Here is a 22,634-nt window from a genome sequence, read left to right on the forward strand (position 1 = left end):
GTTAAAATGAAAATAGTATAGGGATAATTATATTCTAGTGTCCAGCTATTGATTTAAAGCCGAAGCGCACAAGTTTCGACGCAGAATAATACTTAAAACAGCCATCGTTTCAGAGGATGGCTGTTTTTTTATTCTTCCAATTTGGTACAATGGTAAGTATAGACAGGACGGTGAAACAAATATATGCAGAGTTGGTACAGTATTTTTCCGAAAAATCCATGGCTCAGTATTTACGCATGGGCAGTATTTTGTCTTCTTCCATTCTTTTTCATCTTCAGATCATCGTCACCGATCGAAATTGCTATCGGCATTTCATTGGTATTATTATTTTTCCTGTCGTACCGGTTTTCATTCAAATCGAAGAGCGGCCTCGTTTATATGTGGATCAGTTTCGAAATTGTGATTAACGTAGTAATGACGCTGTTATTCGGGTATGTTTACTTATCGATATTCACTGCGTTTTTCATTGGTAATATCCGAAACCCAATTGGATTTTTCATCATATACGGGCTGCATATTGCAATTACGGTTGTTGCGATTGTCATAGGTTTTTTCATTGAACTCGAATTGTTTATTTCACAAATCCATTTCATCATCATTACTGTGATTGGTACGGTGCTGTTGCCGTTTAATCTATACAATCGAAATAAGCGTGAAAACTTGGTTGATCAATTAGAAGATGCGAATGAACGGATTTCTGAGCTGATTATTTTAGAGGAACGGGAACGGATTTCCCGGGATTTACACGATACACTCGGTCAAAAGTTATCGCTGATTGGTTTGAAAAGTGACTTGGCTGGAAAATTGGTGTCTCGTGATCCAAGGGCGGCTGAAAGAGAATTGCGCGATATAAGGCAAACTGCAAGCACGGCGCTGAAAGAGGTACGGGAGTTAGTTGCAGGGATGCGGGCAACGAAACTGGAAGATGAAGTCATCCGCATTCAGCAAATGTTAAAGGCAGCTGAAATGGAGTACAAAATCGAGGGCAATCCTTCATTCGCTAATATCCCGGCGATCGTCGAAAGTGTCATGAGCATGTGTTTGAAAGAAGCTGTGACAAATGTCGTGAAACATAGTTTCGGAACGACTTGCTGTGTTTCGTTCCATCATTTACCGAATGAATTTGTCATTAATGTAGAAGACGATGGAATTGGAATCGCAAGAGGCGGAGAGACGTCACCGGGGAATGGTTTGACAGGAATGCGGGAACGTCTTGAGTTTGTCAACGGAAGCCTTCGTGTCGAGGGCGGCGAGGGAACGAAATTATCGATTCGTGTTCCTGCGGTCATACAACATATTATGGAGAGTGATTGACGTGATTCGAATTGTTATAGCGGAAGATCAAGGGATGATGCTTGGAGCACTAGGATCATTATTGAATATGGAAGATGATATGGAAGTGGTCGGCAAGGCGAAAAATGGCGAAGAAGCGGTCGCATTGGTGAAAGAACATCAGCCCGATGTCTGCATTATGGACATTGAAATGCCTCTTATGACGGGACTTGACGCAGCGGAAGCTCTCCATGGCGAGGAGTGTAAAATTATCATTTTGACGACATTTGCCAGAACCGGTTATTTTGAACGAGCTCGAAAAGCGGGCGTACGTGGCTATTTGTTGAAAGACAGTCCAATCGAGGAGCTTGTTAGTTCAATCCGGACGATTATGGACGGCAGACGGATTTACGCACCGGAACTTGTAGACATTGCTTACGGAGACGGGGATGAAACGGTAAATCCACTAACGGACCGCGAAACCCAAGTACTCTCGCTAATCGCCGAGGGAAAGACGACAAAAGAAATCGCGGGCGAGTTGTTTTTGACGCCGGGGACGGTGCGGAATTATATCTCCACCATTTTGGATAAGCTGGACGTCGGTAACCGGATTGAAGCAATTTCCCGATTTAAGGAGAAGGGCTGGTTTAAGTGACTTGTCCGCAAAAAATAATTAGAATAGATCCAAAAGTGGATAGTATTCATTTGATGAAAGCCGCTAGAAGCGAGAAAGTTTCCGGCGGCTTTTTGACGTGGGAAATGGGAGGAGATAGTTATTTGAATGGGGCATATATTGGCAGACCGCTCCTATCCGCCATCGCACCGCTCACATCCCGCTGAAGACCGCTCCTATCCGTCGTCGTACCGCTCCTATCCCACCGAAGTCCGCTCCTATGCGCTATCGAACCGCTCCTATCCCGCCGAAGTCCGCTCCTATGCGCTATCGCACCGCTTCTATCCCGCCGAAGACCGCTCCAAACCGCTATTGAACCGCTCCTATCCCGCTGAAGACCGCTCCTATCCGTCGTCGCACCGCTCCTATCTCACCGAAGACCGCTCCAAACCGTCGTCGCACCGCTCCTATCCCGCCGAAGACCGCTCCAAACCGCTATTGAACCGCTCCTATCCCGCTGAAGTCCGCTCATAACCGTCGTCGCACCGCTCCTATCCCAATGAAGCCCGCTCATAACCGCCGTCGTACCGCTCATATCCCGCTGAAGCCCGCTCTTATGCGCCGTCGTACCGCTCCTATCCCGCCGAAGTCCGCTCCAAACCGCTATTGAACCGCTCCTATCTCACCGAAGCCCGCTCATAACCGTCGTCGCACCGCTCATATCCCGCTGAAGACCGCTCCTATCCGTCGTCGTACCGCTCATATCCCGCTGAAGACTGCTCCTATCCGTCGTCGAACCGCTCATACCCGCCAACACACCGCCCATATCCCACTCCAAACCGACCAAAAAACCTCCTCCACCATCCCACCCGAATATGTTACACTTTTACTAATAACGGAAATTTCACACAAGGGGGGAACCTAGTATGTTTGGAATCGATTATGCAAAGGGGCTTGACGAAAAGGATAGCCTCGCAAAATACAGAGACGAGTTTTATTTACTAAAAGACACGATCTATATGGATGGAAATTCACTCGGTTTATTTTCAAAACGGGCGGAGCGTACGCTTCATGATTTGCTTGAATCATGGAAAACACTTGGCATCGACGGTTGGACAGAGGGGGACAATCCTTGGTTTTATTTATCGGAGTCGGTCGGTGAAAAAATGGCGCCGCTTGTCGGGGGAACAAGTGGCGAGGTCATTGCAACAGGCTCAACTACAACGAACCTGCATCAGCTGGCCGCGACATTTTACAAACCATCCGGGGCTAAAACAAAAATTCTTGCCGATGAACTCAACTTCCCTTCAGATATTTATGCACTTAAAAGCCAGCTGGCACTTAAAGGCTTTAATCCGGATGAACATCTTGTCCAAGTGAAAAGCAGAGATAGCAGATTTTTATATGAAGAAGACATCATCGAGGCGATGACAGATGATATTGCACTTATTGTACTGCCAGCAGTCTTATACCGAAGTGGGCAAATACTCGATATGGAGAAACTCACGAAAGCTGCGAATGAAAAAGGAATCCCAATCGGTTTTGATTTATGTCATTCGATCGGTGCAGTTGAACATGCGCTGCACGACTGGGGTGCGGACTTTGCATTTTGGTGTACATATAAGCATTTGAACGGTGGACCCGGCTCCGTCGCGGGATTGTTCGTTCATGACAAGCATTTTGGCACTGCACCGGGATTAGCGGGTTGGTTTGGTTCAAAAAAAGAATCACAATTTGATATGAGTCATACGATGGATCCTGCAATGGATGCCGCCGCCTATCAAATCGGAACGCCTCACGTACTAAGTCTAGCACCGGTCATTGGTGCGCTCGAATTGTTTGAAGAGGTAGGCATTAAAAACGTTCGTGAAAAGTCACTTCAGCTGACGGACTATATGTTGGTATTAATTCAAAAGGAACTGTCCAATCACAACTTCACAATTGGGAACCCGGTAGACGAATCACGCGGCGGTCATATTTTACTTGAACATGTTGAGGCGGCCCGTATTTGCAAAGCGTTGAAAGAAGATGGAGTAATTCCGGACTTTCGTGCACCAAACGGTGTCCGACTTGCACCGGTTGCACTTTACAATTCTTTCGAAGACGTCTGGCATACTGTGCAGAAACTAAAACAAATCATGGATGAAAAACGTTACGAAAAATTTGAAAATAAAAGAGGTGTTGTCGCATGACGGGGCAATGGATTGATATTTCACAACCACTTCAAAATAATATCGCCGAATGGCCTGGTGACACGCCATTTTCTTATGAAGTTGCGTATACCAAAGCTGAAACGGGCTCAGTCAATATCGGCAAATTGTCGACAAGTACCCATATGGGAACGCATATCGATGCACCGTTCCACTTTGATGACAACGGAATGAAAGTACTTGATCTACCAATTGATTTATATATCGGGCGGGCGCGTGTAGTTGACGTTTCAGGAAAAGAGAGTGTGGGACGTGCTGATCTGGAGGAAATCGATTTCGGTGGGGCAGAACGGATTTTATTGAAAACAGGAAGCCGACCTGACCCGGATGTATTCCCGGAAAACTTCACATATTTGTGTGCGGATATCGGTCCTTTTCTGAAGGAGAGAGGGGTTCGGCTCATCGGCGTCGACTCACCATCCGTTGATCCGGAAACGAGCAAGACGGTAGAAGCACACCATTCGCTCAATGATAACGATGTGCTGATTTTGGAGAACATTGTGCTCAGTGAAGTGGAGCCGGGCGATTATGAACTAATTGCGTTGCCACTTCCGTTAAAAGACGGCGACGGCAGTCCCGTTCGTGCTGTAGTGCGATCACTTGAAGGGGGTCAAATCAGCCATGACTGAAAAAGGGATTCATACAGATTTTAAAGACAATATGACCTATGGTGAGTATTTGAATCTCGACAAATTGCTGACGAGCCAGCAACGCTTGTCCGGCCATCATGATGAAATGCTGTTCATTGTCATTCATCAAGTGAGCGAGTTGTGGATGAAACTCATTTTGCATGAGCTCAATACTGCCATTGACTTAATTGAAAAAGACGAACTGCCGGAAGCGTTTAAAATGCTGGCGCGGGTGTCGAAAACACAAACGCAAATTATCCAGGCGTGGGATGTGCTGGCGACACTGACACCTGCAGAATACATGGAATTCCGGGACAGTTTAGGCCGCGCGTCAGGCTTCCAGTCGTACCAAAATCGACTTATTGAGTTCGCGCTCGGTTATAAGCAATCGCATATCTTGAAGATTTATGAGAAGGATCCCGAACTTGCAAGTGATCTAGAAGCGGCATTCCGCGCACCGGGTATTTACGATGTGGCAATACGTGCGCTTGCGAGAGCCGGCTTTGCAATAAACCCCGAGCTGCTTAAACGCGATTTCTCTGTTACATATAAAGGAGACTCGTCGGTGGCGGACGCATGGCTGGAGGTATACCGCAATGTTGATGAGCACTGGAACTTATATCAGCTAGCAGAGAAACTCGTTGATATTGAAGACAGTCATCAGCAGTGGCGCTTCCGTCATATGAAAACAGTTGAACGAATTATCGGCTTCAAGATGGGGACGGGCGGCTCGTCAGGTGTGAATTACTTGAAGTCGGTCTTGGATCATCAGTTCTTTCCGGAGCTATGGGATGTACGGACGAAATTATAATAGGAAAAACTCCGCCAACAAGAAATTTGTCAGCGGAGTTTTTGATATCTGGCCGTACAAGTAACCTCCTCAATGTAACTTCCAATCTATTTTTCCCGTTCGCTTATTGGAGGCAGGCATGCCGGCAATAAACCCGTCGAACTGATTGCCTATCCGACAGTAGGAACTCCTCCGCGAACCGCTGTGGTTCATTGCCACAACCCGAAGATACCCAGAAAGCGAACAATTTTTTGAAATTTTGTTTCCCCATAGATGATTGCAAAATAGGGTCACCAATCATCAATAGGCGGACTCAACGTTAATACCATTTGAAGCACCACCATTACTGAGTTGTTATAGTAGCATATTCAGCAGGGACGGGGGGTGTGTGTGCGTTCGGGCTTGTGCGCTTCCGACTGAAATGAATGATAGAATTAGCATATTGTGACTCGCAATATAGAAAACCAAAACTGCTGTAGAAAGGGGGACTGAGCATGCGTTGGATACTAATCATTGTCTTGGCGATTGCGGCAGAATTTTTTGTACGCTTTTTGACGAGGAACATGAAAGATAAAAAGAAGAGGGAAAAGTTGCTTGCATTTATCTGGTTAGCGTTCGGAGTAGTATTAATCATAGTTTGGTTAATCGGGCGCTTTTTGTAGGGAACGCATACGTGAAGTGAAAACTTAAGAATTTCTTCATGATTATGCTCAGCTATTCTTCATTTTTAGCGTTTAGTATTAAATTAGTGAACTTAACAGACTAAAAAGGCGTGAAAAAGATGAAGAAATTGATTTTTGTTATAGTAATAATCGTGTTAAGCATCACAGTTGTGATGAATAACAAGGAAACAACCTTTGAAAAAGCAGATTTAAGCGTTCAAGCGAAAGCAATTATTCTTCTGGATGCGGATACGGGTAAAGTGATGTACGAAGAAAACAGTACAGAAGCGTTGCCTATCGCAAGCATGTCCAAGTTGATGACAGAGTATCTTGTGCTCAACGCTATCAAAAGCGGGACATTATCGTGGGAAAGTACATACGAGCCAAGTGCCTATATTCAACAAATAAAAGGACTGTCTGCTGCCGTAAAACTCGGAATGACACCGGGGCATTCATATACTGTAGACGAATTATTTACCGCTATGACAGTCCATTCAGCGAATGACGCGGCGATGGCTTTGGCTGAAATGATTAGCGGAACAGAAGAAGCATTTGTTGAATTGATGAATAAACAGGCCAAAAGTTTTGGTCTGAAAGAAACGACTTTTTACAATGCAAGCGGACTTGACGGCGATTATATCGGCAAAGGACGCGAGGAAACTAATCTCGCCTCTGCACAAGATGTGTCAATCATTGCCCGAAAACTGATTGCCAAGCATCCCGAAGTACTCGACTTTACAAAACTGACGAGCTTCAAAACAGGTAATGGGACCACATTGTGGAGCACCAACTTGATGTTGGAAGGGATGCCCCAAGCTTTTCCTGGAATCGACGGATTGAAAACGGGCTATACAGATTTGGCAGGTTCCTGTTTTGCAGGCACGGGTGTCTTTGAGGGGCGGCGTATAATTTCAGTTGTGATGGCTGTTGAATCAGAACGGGGAGATACTACAACTCCGAGATTTGAATTGACAAAAGAACTGATTGAGAGATTTGTGCTGAATTAACTTCAAGAACTGCCTTGCATGCTATACTATTCATACAACATTCAAAAAAATGAGGCGATGAAATTGATGGAAAAAGCACAAGTAAATGAATGGAAAGAGAAGCTTCCGTTCATCGAGAAAGTAATCGCAGGTGAAGAAGTTCTCTGGCTCAACCCCCTAGTCGAATCAACATCTACCGGCCTCCCTAAAACAGGCGTGACTGCAGAAAACGTCAAAGATGCATCAGACCGTCTTAAACGATTTGCGTCCTATATCGAGCGTGTTTTCCCGGAAACAATAGCGACAAAAGGCATTATTGAATCACCGATTACAGCTATTCCGAACATGAAAGAAGCGCTTGCCGTTCAATACGGAACCGAAATCCCGGGAAACCTACTTCTGAAAGAAGATAACGCACTGCCAATATCAGGTTCAATCAAAGCGCGTGGCGGTATTTACGAAGTATTAATACATGCAGAAACAGTAGCGATCGAACACGGTTTAATAACAACTGCCGACGACTACGCGAAGTTTGCGGATCTGGAATTCAAAGAATTGTTTGCAAATTATAAAATTGCTGTAGGCTCGACTGGAAACCTTGGCTTAAGCATTGGAATCATGAGTGCCAAACTAGGTTTCAATGTCACTGTTCATATGTCCGCGGATGCAAAGCAATGGAAAAAGGATATGCTGCGTGAAAAAGGCGTTACGGTTGTCGAATACGCCGATGACTACAGTAAGGCCGTTGAAGAAGGACGCCGTCAAGCGGAAGCAGATCCATCTTGTCATTTCGTCGATGATGAAAACTCACTTGATTTATTTTTAGGCTACGCAGTGGCTGGAGAGCGTGTTGCAACGCAGTTAAAAGCTCGCGGTACAGTCGTCAATAAAGACAACCCGTTGTTCGTCTACCTGCCTTGCGGTGTAGGCGGCGGTCCTGGGGGCGTAGCCTTCGGATTAAAACTTGCATTCGGAGATGCCGTTCATTGTTTCTTTGCAGAACCTACGCATTCCCCGTGCATGATGCTGGGTATGATGACTGGTCTTCACGATCAAATTTCTGTTCAAGACTTCGGCCTCGACAATAAAACTGCAGCAGACGGTCTTGCAGTTGGGACCGCGTCAGGTTTCGTGGGCAAAACAATGGAACCGCTTTTATCGGGCTGTTACACGATTGGAGACGAAACGATGTTTAAGTTATTGAAATTGCTTACAGACACAGAGCGTATTAAACTTGAGCCTTCTGCACTCGCGGGGATGACCGGCCCAGTACAAGTCATCCGTGAAAATGTGAATAATGCTACTCTTGCAAATGCTACCCACCTTGTCTGGGGAACAGGCGGCAGTATGGTGCCTGAAGCAGAGATGGATTTGTATTACGGTATGTCTGGGAAATAAAATGATGTATTTCCCGGGAAATCGACAACTTTAAGGAAATAATTGATCTCCATGAAGAACCTCACAGAACTGTGAGGTTTTTTGTCTGATTTTAAACAGGTAATACTTTACAACGAGTTGTTATAATATTATAATTATTATAACAACTAAAGATGGAGGTGCTCATATGGTAATGAATGAAGACCAAGGGAGTCCGCGTTTTCAAACAAGAAAAATTACACAGATCGGAAACTCGTATGGGATGACTCTTTCGCGTGAAATGCTGGATTATCTAAAAATAACGAAAGGCGATGATGTTCAAGTGGAAATGAAGGCAGGCGAGTTAATACTAAGAAGAATACAGCACACAGTGTATCCTGATGGAATTTCGGAAGATTTTTTTGATGTCCTTAATGAAACAATTGAAAAGTACGACACAGCGTTAAAGGAATTAAAAGACCGATGATTCGTTACGTGACAGCTCAAGAAGTGATTGCACTCAATTACTTTCTAACGGAACGTTATTCGCCTATGCAGATAAAAGGGATCAAGGAACCCGTTTTGCTCGACACGGCAGTGAACAGACCAATGCAGGATACAAATGGAAAAGAACCATATCCAGACATTATCTCAAAAGCGGCAGCGTTATTCGAATCGATTATACAAAATCAGTGTTTTCATAACGCCAATAAAAGGACTGCCTTTGTGGCAGTAAGGCAGTTTCTCTCGTATAACGGCTATGATTTGATTGTTGGGCAACAGGATGTTGTCAATTTTGTAGTCGAGACAGCTGGAAGTAATTATACATTTGATGAGGTCGTCAGTTTTATTAGAAATAACTCATCCCCCAAAAAACATTGAACATGATTTTGAGCCGAAAAGAAAAGCCGGCCAACTAGGACGGCTTTTACCTTATCTCCTTATGGGAAAATGGACATTTCCCTTGAATTGGCTCAACATCATCCCCGATGAAAAACTGTTTCCATTCATTATGTGCTGGATCTCCGAAATGGCTAATATCCGGATGTTTCGGAAGCTGATCCCATACTTCAACACGCTCACGCACTTTTTCTCGGGACATGACGCCACCCTTTTCTGTTCCTTTCAGCCCTTCAAATATTCTTCGTGGCTGAAAACCAAGCACCATCGCATTGCCAAGATCTCGTGTTTTCCGTTGCTTATAGGCAGGTGCGTTGCCGAAAACGAAAATCGGTTCCCCGTTGAAACGGAAATCCCACAAGTGATGCTCAGGATCACGCGGACTTTCTTCGGGCCATTTTACCTCGTCAACTTCATGCAAGTACTGCAAAATCTGCCAAAACTGCTTTCTGTAATCATCCAGAGAACCTTCTATCTCAAATGGTTCCACAAATACGAACAGACCGTGCCGTTTATGTATAGGATTATCGAAAAGGGCTAAAAATGACATTAGAGCTTCCGGCAAATTAGACCAATCATCTTGTGTTATGTAGGCATAGCGCAATTCGCCCTTCAGCTCGCCACCCATCCCAAAGTAACATGGGAACGTTTTATCCGTTACGGTTTCATGGAACGTTTGGTATTCTTTTAGCAGCCAATCAGGTAAATCAGTACGTTCTACAAAATCCTCTTTTGTTAATAAAGCAATATCTGTCTGAATCATTGGTTTCCCCTCCATTTAGACTAACGTTACATATCCTCTTTATCCCCGATCACACAGCGGTTAAAACACTCATTTTGATTGAATAAAGATGGATGTTTAAATAGAACCTAAGGGGGAATTGTAAAGAAGATGAAAAAAATAATAGTTGGAGGAACGATGATGAATTCCCCTATAGAAGATACCGCAATCACACAATGCAACACAGAATATGGCACGTTGCGCCGTGTTATACTATGTCAGCCGAAATTTATGGCAATCGATGAAGTCATTAATGACGTACAGAAAAAATACGAAGACGAAAATATTAATGTTGAACTTGCAATGAAACAACATAAGGAATTTGAAGCATTGCTCAAAAAACACGGAGTCGAAGTGATCAAACTGCCATCATCCGAAAAATTCCCGGAACAAGTTTTCACACGGGATATCGGCTTTACAGTCGGAGAAGATATTTTCGTTGCGGAAATGGCAAGTGATATTCGCAAAGGGGAAGAAGAGGCGCTCGAAGAATGGTTGGATGACGAAGATATCTCGTTTCAAACGACAACGAGTCGAGTAGAAGGCGGAGATGTCATCGTTGACCGCGGCACATTGTATGTCGGTATAAGCAGTCGTACATCGGTTGAAGCCGCCAAGAAATTAAATGTTGACCTGCCAGACTACACGATTATCCCTGTCCCATTTGATGAAAAGTATTTGCACCTTGACTGTGTATTTAACATCTTATCACCTAAAGTAGGGTTGATTTTCAGAAAAGCATTTGACCAGAGAATAGTCGATATGCTTTCAGCCACATACACGCTGATCGATGTGTCAGAGGAAGAGCAATTTACGATGGGCACGAACGTCTTATCGATCGGTGACAAGAAAGTGTTTAGCCTGCCGCAAAACAAGCAGGTTAACGCACAAATGCGCGCCCACGGATTCGAAGTCATCGAAGTCGACTTCTCCGAAATTATCAAATCGGGCGGCTCTTTTAGATGTTGCTCGATGCCCGTCAATAGAGAATAGACTTGATTGAAAACCCCACTGTGAAGTGGGGTTTTTTCTGTATGAAGTTAGTTCGTGATAGTGAAAAGCTCGTGTTAACAAAAATAAGAGAATAACTTCAAACCTCATTAATGGTAATGTATTTCATACTAATGGTAAAATAAACTTTACTTAGTGTAAGAAATATATTACACTAAGTTTATAGAGGTGATTGAGATGACTTTAAATAATGAAAGAAAAATACGAAACAGAATTGTTGTGCTAAGAGCCGAAAGGGGCTTATCCCAAAGAGAAGTGGCTGATAAATTGGGGGTGAGTAGACAAACAATTATTTCTCTTGAAAAAAACAGGTACAATCCGTCACTAAAATTGGCCTATGATATTTCACTGATGTTTGGAGTAGATTTACATGAAGTTTTTCAATATGAAGTAGAGGAGGAGTAAGAAATTATGGATATTTTATTTGTTGTATGCCGTCTTGTCTATGTCTTAATTTTCTTTATCGCAGTATTTATTTCACTGAAATTTGAATGGGGAGAAGAATATAAAGATGAACGGGGAAAAAGTATTTCGAATAAATCATACAGTATAGTATTTCCCTTAATGCCTCTCGGGTGGCTTTTCATCGAATTGTATAATCGATTTATTAGCGCTTTGGATTATGAGGCGTACAAATTGGCAATTTGGTTTTTAATTACAGGATTAATGATCCTTCAAGCAATTATCATTTCAGTATTAAAAAGAAAGTATTAAATTGGTCTTTCGCTTACATTTAACATATGAAAAATACTGAGACTAGTAGAAAGGGAGATGTTGCGTGAATATTTTTGCGTGGATCGGAATGTTGGGAATTGTTTTTTTTACACTTTTACCTTTTGTTAAAAAAAAGAACAGAACAAAAAAGGCAACTCGGGTAGCGATCGGAACAGTAGCAATCATACTGGGAATCATCATTGCGGTGTTAATTTTCGATGTTAATTATTTACTTGCAGTGATAGTCGGTTTCGCTTTGATGATTGTATTCGATAAAAAAACCTACATGAAAAAGCGCTTGATTATTTATGGATCAATTATTCTGATTTTCGGAATCGCCGGCTTCGCCCTATCCAGGGAAAACCCTGAATATGTCCTGAATCATTTGAAAGACAATCCGCAAACGACATCCCTATACCTCGTAGAAAACGGTGTAGAATTAATCACCTATCAATCGGATGTGGTCCGGCCGCTGGCAAGTACGGTGAAGATGTTGATTGCTGCCGAATATGCTATGCAGATCGATGCAGGCCTGCTAAACAAAGATAGCTCTGTACCACTTGCTGATTTAAGCCGGTACTATTTAAAAAATTCGGATGGCGGGGCCCATAAGGAGTGGCTAAAAAGCATGCACAGCGAAGGCAAAGTTGAAAACAACAATGTGAAGCTACATGATGTGGCAAAAGGGATGGCGACATACAGTTCCAATGCCAACACGGATTACCTAATTGACCTGCTCGGAATATCGGCCATCAATAAGCGGGCAAAAGATTTTGGATTAACACAGCATGAGGCCGTCTATCCGATTGTCAGCGCGCTTTTAATTCCCGAACATATAAAAAGCGAATCGATGAATGGGAAGCAATTGGTTAAAAAGCTCAAAGCTATGCCAATGGAAGAATATCGTACATTGGCTGAAGAACTGAGTGAACAAATGCAAGAGGAAACAATCAAAGTTGAAGACCTAACTTTTGATTTATCTATGAAACTACAAAAAGTGTGGTCAGATAAATTAATTGGTGCATCCGCTAACGACTATGGGAAGTTACTGGCGATAATCTCGAATGATGAACTTCCGCCTGCAGCATCTGAAATCCTAAGAGATTTACTGGAATGGCCAATGGAGTTAAATGAGAGAAACCATGAGCGATTTACCCATTTGGGCGCAAAGGGTGGATCGACGGTATTCATAATGAACGACGCAATGTACGCAGAAAGTCATGCAGGCGATAAAATTGAAATCGTACTCCTGACTGACGACCTAAGCTTCTGGCAAGGAATACAAATTAGAAAAAATCTGAGTTCATTCGAATCGGAAATGCTCGGAAGTGAAGAATTCAGACTCAAAGTCCAAAAGGAACTCTCTGAAATGTAACGTATGTGAAAAGTCATCGCCGATTGAAAAGTCGGCAATGGCTTTTTTAAGCGTTCATCCTCTTATCTTTATAATGTTTCGGATCGTACTTTCTAAAGGGCTGCTTGACCTTTACTTCTCAACAGTGCATATTAAATAATATACATTATGAATTATATTATAAGTATTTTATGAACAATTGTTAAAAATACTTTAATAAGTAATACATAATGGTGAGGAGGGAATTAGAATGGATGCGACTGATAAAAGAATTATAGAACTACTTATAGATAATGGGCGACTCTCTTACGTGGATATCGGTAAAGAACTTAACCTGTCACGTGTGGCAGTGAGGGAAAGGATTCATAACCTTCAAGAGGATGGTATTATCGAGCGTTTTACAGTTGTAGTGAATAGTGAAAAGGTGGGGAAGGGAGTTTCGGCTTTCTTTGAGGTGGATTGTGAACCATCGTCTTTAGTAAGTGTAGCAGAGGCGCTCGCTGATATATCCTCTGTTGCCAGCTGTTATCAGATGACTGGTCCCTCAACACTTCATATGCATGTGTTGGTCGATGATTTTACCGACTTGGAAAAGTTTATCAATGAAGAATTATATGCCCTTGATGGGATAACGAGAGTGGAGAGCCATATATTACTTCGGCGCTTTAAGAGTCGAACCGGTTTGAAATTATGAATAACTAAGTCTGAAAACCTGTCTGCGGATGGGTTTTTTTATTTTGAGATACGAAATGTTTGTAAGCGTTGTCATTTTTATAATTCTGATTTAGTACAAGTAGTAAGGAGAAGGCTCAATGCACTTGCTATTTGGTAAGAAATGATAAGGAAGTAGTTCAAATGTAAATAATATTCTAGTTATATTAATTATCTGAAATATAGTATTGCATTACCTGAATATTTGTTTTATACTCATATCTAACTTGATAGCAACACATGTTAAGCAAAAATGTAAATTTGGTTAACATGTGATTAGAAGTGGGGGATTTGATGATTGCATTAATTGTACGTAGAGCTTTCGAGCTTATATTCCTTCTATTTGGAATTTCGTTTCTCGTTTTTTCTTCAATGCATATAGCGCCAGGTGATCCGGCATCGATGATTGGAGGACCAACCGCGACTGAATCTGATTTGGCTGCAATAAGAACGAATTTAGGTCTTGATGATCCATTTCTAGTGCAGTACGGCCGATATGTAAAGGATGCAGTACAGGGTGATTTTGGCTATTCATACCAAACAAAGCAACCGGTATCAGAAGCCATTACGGTACGATTTCCGAATACACTTAAATTAGCTGTTGCCAGTATGATAATCGCTGTTATTATCGGTATCTCCGCGGGGCTTATTTCAGCCCTGCGGCATAATTCTTGGCTCGACGTGTCTTCGACCACTTTCGCCCTCGCTGGAATATCCATTCCGAATTTCTGGCTGGGCGCATTGCTTATTCTAGTATTTGCAGTAAACCTGCAAGTATTACCGGTAGGTGGTCTGTCGAGTCCCTTCTATACATGGCAAGGCATAAAAGAACTCATTTTACCTGCTATAACACTTGGGACAGGTTCTGCAGCTATGATCGCCCGAATGACACGTTCATCAATGCTTGAAGTCATACGTGCAGACTATGTCAGGACTGCAAGAGCAAAAGGTGTGAAGGAACGTAATGTCATCTGGATTCACACATTGAAAAACGCAATGATCCCAGTCATAACGGTTATCGGGCTGAATTTTGGTTTTTTGCTAGGTGGAACAATTATTACAGAGAAGGTCTTTGCAATTAACGGTATTGGACGTCTTATGATTGATGCTATAGCGTCAAGAGACTTTCCTATGGTTCAAGGGTCAGTATTACTCGTCGCAACATTGTTTGTTGTTGTGAACTTGATTGTCGATATTGTTTATACATTCATCGATCCGCGAATCAAATACGATTGAAAGGAGGAAAAATAATATGGAGCAATCTGTTAGCGGATTGAAGTTAAATAAGAAGACAAAATACAAGAAAGAAAAAATTTATATTGCCACGTTAAAAAAGATATTGAAAAATAAATTGGCGGTTGCAGGTTGTATTATCATTTTAGCTCAGGTTTTGATGGCTATATTTGCACCGTTTATTGTAATTCACGATCCGGTTAAGCAAAATCTGCCGGCCAGTGAACTTCCCATGTTCAGCGAAGGTCATTGGCTGGGGACGGACAATTATGGAAGAGATGTATGGAGCCGTATTGTTTATGGGGCACGCGTTTCGTTAGTAGTTGGAATTGCTGCGGTGACTCTTGGGTTAATTGGCGGAGTAACGCTAGGTTTGTTAGGTGGATATTATCGCAAACTTGACGGTGTTATTATGCGAATTGTGGACTTGCTGTTTTCTTTTCCAGGCATCTTACTTGCGATGCTTATCATTGCCGTTCTTGGTACAAGTCTTGTAAACGTTGCAATCGCTATTAGTATCTGGTCTATTCCAACATGCGCCCGTATTGTGAGGGGATCTGTTTTATCGATTAAAGAAAAGGAATATATCATGGCGATGAAATCGATGGGCGCTTCTGATATCAGGATAATGGTAAAGCATATATTGCCTAATGCGTTTGCTCCGATAATCGTGTTTGCCACCATGAGAATGGCTACGGCAATTTTATCAACAGCTTCGCTTAGCTATTTGGGGCTGGGCGCTCAACCCCCTACACCGGAATGGGGAGCAATGATTTCACAAGGACAAAGTTTTATGTGGACGTCTCCACACCTTACAATTATCCCCGGTATTGCAATCATGTTAACTGTCTTTGCTTTTAACGTAGTTGGCGATGGTCTTCGAGATGCTTTAGACCCAAATATGGATATCCAATAAAAATTCAGGGGGAAAGAAAATGAAGAAGAAATTACTAGTTATAATTATTGCCAGTTTTTTGTTACTACTGGCAGCATGTTCTGATGGAGAAACTTCGGGAAAAGGAAATAGTAATAAGGGAAGCGAGAAATCTATCGTTTTCGCAACGACTAGTGATGTCGTCGGCCTATCCCCGATTTTAATGAATGACTCCGTATCTGCTAATGCTACTGAACATCTATACGAACAACTATTTAAGCTAAATGGGGATACGATGGAAATTGAACCGTTACTAGCAGAATCCTATGAGAACCCCGATGAGCTCACTTGGACTATTAAACTTAAAGAAGATATTACATTTCATGATGGAACACCGTTTAATGCGGAAGCTGTAAAATATACATTTGAAAAACTGCGCGACCCCGCAACGGCGGCCCCGCGTGCTTCACTTATGGAACCAATCGACACAATTACTGTTATTGATGAACATACGGTTGAAATCAAAACACTTTACCCGTATGGACCATTTCTTTCAACGTTATCGCATACTAACGCGGCTATTGTAAGCCCTACAGCTGATCAGAAACAGGATTTAATGAAAGATCCAGTAGGGACAGGCCCATATAAATTCGTAAGTTGGACGTCTGGAGATCAGGTTGTAATGGAGGCAAACGAAGACTACTGGGGTGGGAAACCAGAAATGGATAAATTTACAATAAAGGTTGTACCTGAAATTTCTACAGCTATTTCCATGCTTCAAGCAGGGGAAGTTCAGTTCATCGATAATCTTCCAACAGAGCAAATTGAGCGTCTGGAAGGGATGAAAAATATTAATATCGAGAAAAAAGAAGGAACGACAATTTACTATCTTACATTTAACCATGCAAAGGACCGTAACCAAGATCCTGAGTTCAGAAAAGCTGTAGCCAGCGCAATTGACCGTGATGCATTCATTTCAAAATTGAATGGACTGGGTGTTCGCAGTGATAGCATTCTTGGACCAAAAGTTTTTGGCTATAATGAATCGAATGACAAGGCGGGGACTCCGTATGACGTAGAGGCGGCCAAAGCACTTGTTGAAAAAAATGGATATGGCAATGAACCAATCAAGTTACTGACGGCGAATCGTTCTAATTTCATTCTTATGGCTGAAATCGTGCAAGCTCAATTGACGGATGCAGGTTTCAAAGTTCAAATCGAATCGATGGAGTGGGCCACTTTCCTAGATGCAGCAAGAGCGGGAGAATATGATCTTACGTTTCTAAGTTGGGCGAACGTAACGGCTGATGGATCTGAAATGTTCTATCCGAACTTCCATAGTGATAACGTCGGTTCTTCCAACCGCGCTCATTACAGTAACGCTGAATTTGATAAGCTTGTAGATGCTTCAAGAAGCACAATTGATCAGGACGAGCGTAAAAAGTATTTGGAGCAAGCAAATAAACTAATGCTCGATGAAGACGTGGCCGTCGTTATGAACCACGGTTTTGTAACAGCTGCATTAAACAAAGATTATTCTGGTCTGCAACTTGATCCGAATGGAAAATGGTATATCACTAACGTTACAAGAAAGTAGGAGAAGTCATGAAGGAGACATTGCTTGAAGTGAAAAATCTAGTCACTGTTTTCCGGACGAAGGAAGGAACACTTCCTGCTGTCCGGGACGTCTCCTTTTCAATTAATAAAGGAGAGACATTGTGCATTGTGGGAGAATCTGGATGTGGGAAAAGTATTACTTCTCTTTCTGTAATGGGACTCTTACCCTCTAACGGTGACATATCATCAGGAGAAATTCTATTGGGCGGCAAACCGATTCATAATCTGCAACCTGAAGAAATTAGGAAAATACGCGGTAATCAGATGTCGATGATTTTTCAAGAACCGATGACTGCTCTTAATCCAGTGCTTACAATTGGTTTCCAACTGACTGAGCCGTTAATGTTGCACCATAAGTTGACGAAAAAGCAAGCCTATGAGCAAGGTGTAAAATTACTGGAGCAGGTAGGCATGCCATATCCTGAGAAACGGATTAGACAATATCCTCATGAGTTGAGTGGAGGAATGCGACAACGTGTTATGATTGCCATCGCACTTTCATGCAACCCTCAATTACTTATTGCGGATGAGCCGACAACTGCACTGGACGTAACGATTCAAGCTCAAATACTTGATCTTATCAAAGAACTAAAAGAAAAACTTGATATGGGAATCATGATGATTACGCATGACATGGGGGTTGTAGCAGAAGTAGCTGAAAGGGTTATGGTCATGTATGCCGGCCAAAAAGTAGAGGAAGCACCTGTAGGAGAAATTTTTGACAATCCGAAACATCCATATACAATTGGTCTTCTCAATTCGGTTCCAGATATCGACAATCCAGAATTTGAACTCGAAGCTATTCCGGGTTCTCTACCTAGTCTGAGCGAAGAGATTTCAGGTTGTCGTTTTCATCCACGGTGTAAATTTGCTATGGATAAATGCCGGATAGATTCACCGCCCGAATTTAAAGTTTCGAATGGACATACAGTAAGCTGCTGGTTACAAGAGGAGGTTGAATTACATGGTGGTGATAACGAAAAACAAGGAAAAGGAATCGATAGTGAAGGAAAAGGTACTATTGGAGTTGCAGGGAGTGAAAAAGTACTTTCCCATTAAAGGCGGAGTATTAAAACGTGTGCAAGGAAACGTAAAAGCGGTTGAAGATGTTTCACTTCAACTATACGAAGGTGAGAGTCTCGGAGTAGTAGGAGAGTCGGGTTGCGGAAAATCAACTTTGGGTCGGGCTGTATTAGGTTTAGAAAATCTTACTGAAGGTAAAGTTTTTTTTCGTGGCAATGAAATACAAGATTTAAAAAGACGAGAGAGACTTAAATTTGTTAAAGAGATGCAGATGATTTTTCAGGATCCCTATGCTTCTCTAAATCCAAGACAACGTATCGGAAATGCTTTGGAAGAAGTGTTTACAATGCATACCGACTTATCTTCTCAAGAAAAAAGAAAGACAGTAATACAACTGCTTGAAGAAGTAGGGTTAAAGGAAGAGCATTTTGATCGCTATCCTCATGAATTTAGTGGTGGCCAGCGCCAGCGGATTGGAATTGCTCGCGCAATTGCGCTTAATCCATCTTTTATAATATGCGATGAGGCTGTTTCCGCGTTAGACGTGTCTGTACAGGCACAGGTACTAAAGTTATTAAAAGTGTTACAAGAAAAATATAACTTATCTTATATGTTTATTTCCCATGACTTAGGGGTGGTGAGGTACTTTTGTGATCGGGTACTCGTCATGTATTTAGGTACAACTGTGGAATTAGCCTCTGTAAAGTCGCTATTTGATAATCCGATTCATCCATACACGCAGGCCCTTCTTTCCGCTATTCCCAGACCTTCAGTTCATACTGCAAAAAATAGAGTAAGACTAAAAGGGGATTTACCAAATCCGGCAAATCCGCCAACAGGATGTCCGTTTCATACGCGATGCCCAGTTGCTCAAAGTATTTGCAGTGAAAAGAAACCAATTTGGGAAGAAGTTGAACCGCAACATTTCGCAGCCTGCCATTTCGCAGGTATAAAAATATAATTGAAAATAGTATAGTTCCGAGGAGGATTTTCATGGATTACTTGTATCATCCGTATCAATCTAAACGTCACACGGTCTTTGCTCGAAAAGGCATGGTCGCCACATCACAACCCCTTGCCGCAAGTGCAGGCTTAGAAATTATGCAAAAGGGAGGAAATGCAATTGATGCTGCTATTGCTACAGCGGCGGCACTTACAGTGGTTGAGCCGACTTCCAATGGTATTGGAGGCGATGCATTTGCGCTTGTCTGGGTTAAAGATAAGTTGTATGGGCTAAATGCATCTGGACCAGCACCTGCAACATTAACGCCGGAAGCTGTACAGGCACTCGGTCACAACAAGATGCCAGCCTATGGAATGGTCCCTATTACAGTGCCAGGTACGCCTGCCGCTTGGGCAGAGCTTTCACGCAAGTTCGGAAAGCTATCTTTGAAGGAAGTGCTTGCACCTGCAATTCGTTATGCGGAAGAAGGTTTCCCCCTTACACCTATTCTCGGTAAGTATTGGGGAATAGCATATAAAAAATTTAAAGAACTTTGCGACGGTGAAGAATTCAATGCGTGGTTTGAAACATTTGCGCCTAACGGTCGTGCGCCGATAACAGGTGAAATGTGGTCATCGCCAGGTCATGCAAAAACACTCCGGACCATTGCAGAAACAGATGCGCGTGATTTTTATGAAGGTGAAATTGCCGATGAAATTGATGCTTATATGAGAAAGCATGGAGGTTTTTTATCGAAAGAAGACCTTTCTACATATAAACCGGAATGGGTCGAACCAATTTCCGTGAACTACAAAGGCTATGACGTGTGGGAGATTCCACCGAACGGTCATGGAATGGTCGCACTCATGGCGTTGAATATTTATAAGAAACTAGACAAACCTGAGTGGCTGTCGGTTCAAACGATTCATGAACAAATTGAAAGTATGAAGTTAGCGTTTATAGATGGGAAAGCATACATAACAGAAGAGGCCGAGATGCCGGTTGAAACGGCCCATTTGTTGTCTGATGAGTATGCGGAAAAACGGGTAAAGCTTATTCATGATGAAGCGATGGATCCGCAACCGTACGAATTGCCAAAGGGTGGTACAGTGTATCTTGCGACCGCAGATGAAGAAGGAAACATGGTATCTTTCATCCAATCCAACTATATGGGATTTGGTTCAGGTATCGTTGTTCCCGGCACCGGTATTGCACTTCAAAACCGTGGTCATGACTTTTCTCTTGATAAAAATCATCCGAATGTACTGAAACCAGGTAAACGGTCATATAACACAATCATTCCTGGTTTTCTGACGAAAGATGGCGAAGCGGTCGGACCATTTGGAGTAATGGGTGGCTATATGCAACCCCAAGGACATTTCCAAGTAGTGTTAAACACGGTAGATTTCCTGCTGAACCCACAAGCAGCGCTTGATGTGCCTAGATGGCAATGGACAGAAGCTAGAAAAGTTTTAGTTGAGCCAGAGTTCCCGAATTATCTTGTTCAGTCGCTCATCAGAAAAGGGCATGAAGTAACGGTTTCTCCAGATGGCGGTGGTTTTGGACGAGGGCAGATTATATGGCGAAATCCAGAGACGGGTGTACTTCAGGGCGGAACTGAATCCCGTACAGACGGGTCCCTTGCAGCTTGGTGAAAAATAACACTATTCCTCCTGGTGGTGAGAAGGCGTCTAGTCATGAAGGATGGAAGCTGCAAAAAGATTTATTCGTTGCATTTTGTAGGGTAGGCTTGTTGGGTTTCGGAGGAGGACCGTCAGCAATTCCGTTATTTCATCAGGAAGTCGTGCGCAATTACAAATGGATGGATGAAGATGAGTTCGGCGATACTCTTGCTCTCGCAAATACTATGCCCGGACCGATTGCAACAAAATTGGCAGGGTATATTGGCTACAAAGTGGGCGGAAAGTTAGGCTGTTTCAATGCCATTATCGCTTCCGTATTACCAACCTCGCTAATGATGATCTTGTTAATTGGTATCTTACAGAAATACAAAGATATCCCATGGGTTAAAAATATGTCAGCATCTGTTGTGCCGGTGGTGGCAGTCATGCTAGGGATACTATCCTGGGATTTCATCAAAAAATCCGGTGATACACTCGGCTGGAAAAAGGCATTGACGATGCTGGTTACTGCGGGAATTTTAATGGAAGCATTGAATATACATCCCGCAATTATTATATTGATCGTTCTAATTTTCATCTTCCTTCCAATTCGAAGAAGGAGGGAGAAAGTATGATTTATTGGCAACTATTTCTCGCATTTTTTATATCTGGAATGCTGGGTTATGGGGGAGGACCGGCTACTATTCCATTAGTGGAGAATGAAGTAGTCGGGACATATGGGTGGATGGATACGCAAGAATTCAGTGAGGTGGTTGCAATCGGAAATTCACTGCCGGGTCCGATTGCAACGAAAATGGCTGCATCCATCGGCTATTCGGAAGGTGGGATCCTAGGAGCATTTGTCGCATTATTTGCTTCTGTAGCGCCGTCTCTATTTCTGATGATCGGATTGATGGCTATCCTCATGAAATACAAAGATCATCCCAAGGTGAAAAGTATAACGAAGCTTATCCGCCCGGTCATCGCCATTCTCTTAGTGTTTATGACTGTCCAGTTTGTGCAAACGTCGTTCGAAGGGGTCGGATATTTATATACTGGAATCATAGCCCTAGCTAGTTATCTGATGCTGCAGAAGTGGAATTGGCATCCGGCGTTTGTGATCTTGATTGCACTAGGTTTTGGTGCATTGACTGGGATTGAATGGTGAAAAGGAGTACTATTTTTTTAGCGAAAGCTGGTTCTGCAAAATTTGCCATGAGCATTCAAAATTGGGTACCTGCGTAAGAAAGAATCATGAATGTTTTAACTTTCATGGTACTTTACTACACAGGTATTTTTTTAGGGTGAAATGACCCGTAACGGTGATAACCTC

At 42.7% G+C, this 22,634-nt stretch carries 27 protein-coding genes; 24 read left to right on the forward strand and 3 right to left on the reverse strand.

The genetic code is table 11. The features are described 5' to 3' along the window. The first annotated feature begins 183 nt into the window (after nucleotides 1-183). From MKZ11_RS04745 to MKZ11_RS04755, 3 genes are read left to right on the forward strand one after another with little or no spacing between them, the layout of a single operon-like run. Entirely contained in the window at nucleotides 184-1,314 is a 1,131-nt protein-coding gene (locus MKZ11_RS04745; RefSeq protein ID WP_340792868.1) for a sensor histidine kinase, read from the forward strand. A 1-nt stretch (nucleotide 1,315) separates the two neighbouring features. Beyond that, complete coding sequence (locus tag MKZ11_RS04750; RefSeq protein ID WP_340792869.1) at nucleotides 1,316-1,927, forward strand: response regulator transcription factor; 612 nt, start codon at nucleotides 1,316-1,318, stop codon at nucleotides 1,925-1,927. Continuing rightward, nucleotides 1,924-2,112, forward strand: a complete 189-nt coding sequence (locus MKZ11_RS04755; protein ID WP_340792870.1) for a hypothetical protein — start codon at nucleotides 1,924-1,926, stop codon at nucleotides 2,110-2,112. Before MKZ11_RS04750 ends, MKZ11_RS04755 begins: the two co-directional genes overlap by 4 nt. 203 nt (nucleotides 2,113-2,315) lie before the next feature. Here MKZ11_RS04755 and MKZ11_RS04760 read toward each other — a convergent pair whose 3' ends face one another. Further along, a complete protein-coding gene (locus tag MKZ11_RS04760) occupies nucleotides 2,316-2,480 on the reverse strand; it encodes a hypothetical protein (RefSeq protein ID WP_340792871.1) in 165 nt (54 codons plus the stop codon). An 87-nt stretch (nucleotides 2,481-2,567) separates the two neighbouring features. Continuing rightward, on the reverse strand, nucleotides 2,568-2,732 hold the full coding sequence (locus MKZ11_RS04765) for a hypothetical protein (RefSeq protein ID WP_340792872.1): 165 nt from the start codon (nucleotides 2,730-2,732) through the stop codon (nucleotides 2,568-2,570). 79 nt (nucleotides 2,733-2,811) lie between these two features. Here MKZ11_RS04765 and kynU point away from each other — a divergent pair, with 79 nt between their 5' ends. The 8 genes from kynU to MKZ11_RS04805 all read left to right on the forward strand — a co-directional run bounded on the left by kynU (nucleotide 2,812) and on the right by MKZ11_RS04805 (nucleotide 9,400). Beyond that, nucleotides 2,812-4,077: a kynureninase gene (gene kynU / locus MKZ11_RS04770; protein WP_340792873.1), complete on the forward strand. Its 1,266-nt coding sequence runs from the start codon at nucleotides 2,812-2,814 to the stop codon at nucleotides 4,075-4,077. After that, nucleotides 4,074-4,724, forward strand: a complete 651-nt coding sequence (kynB, locus tag MKZ11_RS04775) for an arylformamidase (protein ID WP_340792874.1) — start codon at nucleotides 4,074-4,076, stop codon at nucleotides 4,722-4,724. The genes kynU and kynB overlap by 4 nt, the downstream gene beginning before the upstream one ends. Then, nucleotides 4,717-5,535 carry a tryptophan 2,3-dioxygenase gene (gene kynA, locus MKZ11_RS04780; protein WP_340792875.1) on the forward strand — a complete coding sequence of 273 codons (819 nt, stop codon included), beginning with the start codon at nucleotides 4,717-4,719 and terminating at the stop codon, nucleotides 5,533-5,535. Before kynB ends, kynA begins: the two co-directional genes overlap by 8 nt. Nucleotides 5,536-6,008: 473 nt before the next feature. Next, on the forward strand, nucleotides 6,009-6,176 hold the full coding sequence (locus MKZ11_RS04785; RefSeq protein WP_340792876.1) for a hypothetical protein: 168 nt from the start codon (nucleotides 6,009-6,011) through the stop codon (nucleotides 6,174-6,176). Nucleotides 6,177-6,295: 119 nt separating this feature from the next. Next, complete coding sequence (locus MKZ11_RS04790; protein WP_340792877.1) at nucleotides 6,296-7,183, forward strand: D-alanyl-D-alanine carboxypeptidase family protein; 888 nt, start codon at nucleotides 6,296-6,298, stop codon at nucleotides 7,181-7,183. 66 nt (nucleotides 7,184-7,249) lie between these two features. Beyond that, nucleotides 7,250-8,560, forward strand: a complete 1,311-nt coding sequence (locus MKZ11_RS04795; RefSeq protein ID WP_445327025.1) for a D-serine ammonia-lyase — start codon at nucleotides 7,250-7,252, stop codon at nucleotides 8,558-8,560. A gap of 166 nt (nucleotides 8,561-8,726) precedes the next feature. Beyond that, nucleotides 8,727-9,005: an AbrB family transcriptional regulator gene (locus MKZ11_RS04800; RefSeq protein ID WP_340792878.1), complete on the forward strand. Its 279-nt coding sequence runs from the start codon at nucleotides 8,727-8,729 to the stop codon at nucleotides 9,003-9,005. Continuing rightward, the gene (locus MKZ11_RS04805) at nucleotides 9,002-9,400 is read left to right on the forward strand and encodes a type II toxin-antitoxin system death-on-curing family toxin (protein ID WP_340792879.1); all 399 of its coding nucleotides are present in this window, start codon (nucleotides 9,002-9,004) and stop codon (nucleotides 9,398-9,400) included. The genes MKZ11_RS04800 and MKZ11_RS04805 overlap by 4 nt, the downstream gene beginning before the upstream one ends. A gap of 46 nt (nucleotides 9,401-9,446) precedes the next feature. On the opposite strand, the gene MKZ11_RS04810 is transcribed toward MKZ11_RS04805, so the two are convergent. Beyond that, nucleotides 9,447-10,181 carry a YqcI/YcgG family protein gene (locus MKZ11_RS04810; protein ID WP_340792880.1) on the reverse strand — a complete coding sequence of 245 codons (735 nt, stop codon included), beginning with the start codon at nucleotides 10,179-10,181 and terminating at the stop codon, nucleotides 9,447-9,449. 159 nt (nucleotides 10,182-10,340) lie between these two features. On the opposite strand from MKZ11_RS04810, the gene MKZ11_RS04815 reads away from it, so the two are divergent. The 13 genes from MKZ11_RS04815 to MKZ11_RS04875 all read left to right on the forward strand — a co-directional run bounded on the left by MKZ11_RS04815 (nucleotide 10,341) and on the right by MKZ11_RS04875 (nucleotide 22,469). Then, the gene (locus MKZ11_RS04815) at nucleotides 10,341-11,192 is read left to right on the forward strand and encodes a dimethylarginine dimethylaminohydrolase family protein (protein WP_340796916.1); all 852 of its coding nucleotides are present in this window, start codon (nucleotides 10,341-10,343) and stop codon (nucleotides 11,190-11,192) included. A 195-nt stretch (nucleotides 11,193-11,387) separates the two neighbouring features. After that, nucleotides 11,388-11,615: a helix-turn-helix transcriptional regulator gene (locus MKZ11_RS04820; protein WP_340792881.1), complete on the forward strand. Its 228-nt coding sequence runs from the start codon at nucleotides 11,388-11,390 to the stop codon at nucleotides 11,613-11,615. A gap of 6 nt (nucleotides 11,616-11,621) precedes the next feature. After that, nucleotides 11,622-11,924, forward strand: coding sequence for a hypothetical protein (locus MKZ11_RS04825; RefSeq protein WP_340792882.1), 303 nt, complete (start codon nucleotides 11,622-11,624; stop codon nucleotides 11,922-11,924). A gap of 64 nt (nucleotides 11,925-11,988) precedes the next feature. Further along, nucleotides 11,989-13,299, forward strand: coding sequence for a serine hydrolase (locus tag MKZ11_RS04830; protein ID WP_340792883.1), 1,311 nt, complete (start codon nucleotides 11,989-11,991; stop codon nucleotides 13,297-13,299). Nucleotides 13,300-13,522: 223 nt separating this feature from the next. After that, on the forward strand, nucleotides 13,523-13,972 hold the full coding sequence (locus MKZ11_RS04835; protein WP_340796917.1) for an Lrp/AsnC family transcriptional regulator: 450 nt from the start codon (nucleotides 13,523-13,525) through the stop codon (nucleotides 13,970-13,972). Between the two features lie 311 nt (nucleotides 13,973-14,283). Continuing rightward, nucleotides 14,284-15,225 (forward strand): nickel ABC transporter permease, encoded by a 942-nt coding sequence (nikB, locus tag MKZ11_RS04840; protein WP_340792884.1) that lies wholly within the window; start codon nucleotides 14,284-14,286, stop codon nucleotides 15,223-15,225. Nucleotides 15,226-15,241: 16 nt separating this feature from the next. After that, the gene (locus MKZ11_RS04845) at nucleotides 15,242-16,138 is read left to right on the forward strand and encodes an ABC transporter permease (protein ID WP_340792885.1); all 897 of its coding nucleotides are present in this window, start codon (nucleotides 15,242-15,244) and stop codon (nucleotides 16,136-16,138) included. A gap of 19 nt (nucleotides 16,139-16,157) precedes the next feature. Beyond that, nucleotides 16,158-17,693 (forward strand): glutathione ABC transporter substrate-binding protein, encoded by a 1,536-nt coding sequence (locus tag MKZ11_RS04850; RefSeq protein WP_340792886.1) that lies wholly within the window; start codon nucleotides 16,158-16,160, stop codon nucleotides 17,691-17,693. Between the two features lie 8 nt (nucleotides 17,694-17,701). Further along, entirely contained in the window at nucleotides 17,702-18,772 is a 1,071-nt protein-coding gene (locus MKZ11_RS04855; protein ID WP_340792887.1) for an ABC transporter ATP-binding protein, read from the forward strand. Beyond that, on the forward strand, nucleotides 18,678-19,697 hold the full coding sequence (locus tag MKZ11_RS04860) for an ABC transporter ATP-binding protein (RefSeq protein WP_340792888.1): 1,020 nt from the start codon (nucleotides 18,678-18,680) through the stop codon (nucleotides 19,695-19,697). The genes MKZ11_RS04855 and MKZ11_RS04860 overlap by 95 nt, the downstream gene beginning before the upstream one ends. 32 nt (nucleotides 19,698-19,729) lie before the next feature. Continuing rightward, nucleotides 19,730-21,334, forward strand: coding sequence for a gamma-glutamyltransferase family protein (locus tag MKZ11_RS04865; protein WP_340792889.1), 1,605 nt, complete (start codon nucleotides 19,730-19,732; stop codon nucleotides 21,332-21,334). Nucleotides 21,335-21,345: 11 nt separating this feature from the next. Next, nucleotides 21,346-21,936, forward strand: a complete 591-nt coding sequence (locus MKZ11_RS04870) for a chromate transporter (protein WP_445327026.1) — start codon at nucleotides 21,346-21,348, stop codon at nucleotides 21,934-21,936. Beyond that, on the forward strand, nucleotides 21,933-22,469 hold the full coding sequence (locus MKZ11_RS04875) for a chromate transporter (protein ID WP_340792890.1): 537 nt from the start codon (nucleotides 21,933-21,935) through the stop codon (nucleotides 22,467-22,469). The genes MKZ11_RS04870 and MKZ11_RS04875 overlap by 4 nt, the downstream gene beginning before the upstream one ends. The last annotated feature ends 165 nt before the right edge of the window (nucleotides 22,470-22,634 follow it).

The organism is Sporosarcina sp. FSL K6-1508, assembly GCF_038007465.1.
GTDB lineage: Bacteria > Bacillota > Bacilli > Bacillales_A > Planococcaceae > Sporosarcina > Sporosarcina psychrophila_B.

Excerpts from the sequence above, each read along its gene's own strand:
- MKZ11_RS04745 (WP_340792868.1), top strand. The coding sequence starts at position 184 with ATGCAGAGTTGGTACAGTATTTTTCCGAAAAATCCATGGCTCAGTATT.
- MKZ11_RS04760 (WP_340792871.1), bottom strand. The coding sequence starts at position 2,480 with ATGAGCGGTACGACGGCGGTTATGAGCGGGCTTCATTGGGATAGGAGC.
- kynU (WP_340792873.1), top strand. The coding sequence starts at position 2,812 with ATGTTTGGAATCGATTATGCAAAGGGGCTTGACGAAAAGGATAGCCTC.
- kynB (WP_340792874.1), top strand. The coding sequence starts at position 4,074 with ATGACGGGGCAATGGATTGATATTTCACAACCACTTCAAAATAATATC.
- kynA (WP_340792875.1), top strand. The coding sequence starts at position 4,717 with ATGACTGAAAAAGGGATTCATACAGATTTTAAAGACAATATGACCTAT.
- MKZ11_RS04785 (WP_340792876.1), top strand. The coding sequence starts at position 6,009 with ATGCGTTGGATACTAATCATTGTCTTGGCGATTGCGGCAGAATTTTTT.
- MKZ11_RS04790 (WP_340792877.1), top strand. The coding sequence starts at position 6,296 with ATGAAGAAATTGATTTTTGTTATAGTAATAATCGTGTTAAGCATCACA.
- MKZ11_RS04795 (WP_445327025.1), top strand. The coding sequence starts at position 7,250 with ATGGAAAAAGCACAAGTAAATGAATGGAAAGAGAAGCTTCCGTTCATC.
- MKZ11_RS04800 (WP_340792878.1), top strand. The coding sequence starts at position 8,727 with ATGGTAATGAATGAAGACCAAGGGAGTCCGCGTTTTCAAACAAGAAAA.
- MKZ11_RS04805 (WP_340792879.1), top strand. The coding sequence starts at position 9,002 with ATGATTCGTTACGTGACAGCTCAAGAAGTGATTGCACTCAATTACTTT.
- MKZ11_RS04810 (WP_340792880.1), bottom strand. The coding sequence starts at position 10,181 with ATGATTCAGACAGATATTGCTTTATTAACAAAAGAGGATTTTGTAGAA.
- MKZ11_RS04815 (WP_340796916.1), top strand. The coding sequence starts at position 10,341 with ATGAATTCCCCTATAGAAGATACCGCAATCACACAATGCAACACAGAA.
- MKZ11_RS04820 (WP_340792881.1), top strand. The coding sequence starts at position 11,388 with ATGACTTTAAATAATGAAAGAAAAATACGAAACAGAATTGTTGTGCTA.
- MKZ11_RS04825 (WP_340792882.1), top strand. The coding sequence starts at position 11,622 with ATGGATATTTTATTTGTTGTATGCCGTCTTGTCTATGTCTTAATTTTC.
- nikB (WP_340792884.1), top strand. The coding sequence starts at position 14,284 with ATGATTGCATTAATTGTACGTAGAGCTTTCGAGCTTATATTCCTTCTA.
- MKZ11_RS04845 (WP_340792885.1), top strand. The coding sequence starts at position 15,242 with ATGGAGCAATCTGTTAGCGGATTGAAGTTAAATAAGAAGACAAAATAC.
- MKZ11_RS04850 (WP_340792886.1), top strand. The coding sequence starts at position 16,158 with ATGAAGAAGAAATTACTAGTTATAATTATTGCCAGTTTTTTGTTACTA.
- MKZ11_RS04855 (WP_340792887.1), top strand. The coding sequence starts at position 17,702 with ATGAAGGAGACATTGCTTGAAGTGAAAAATCTAGTCACTGTTTTCCGG.
- MKZ11_RS04860 (WP_340792888.1), top strand. The coding sequence starts at position 18,678 with ATGGTGGTGATAACGAAAAACAAGGAAAAGGAATCGATAGTGAAGGAA.
- MKZ11_RS04865 (WP_340792889.1), top strand. The coding sequence starts at position 19,730 with ATGGATTACTTGTATCATCCGTATCAATCTAAACGTCACACGGTCTTT.
- MKZ11_RS04875 (WP_340792890.1), top strand. The coding sequence starts at position 21,933 with ATGATTTATTGGCAACTATTTCTCGCATTTTTTATATCTGGAATGCTG.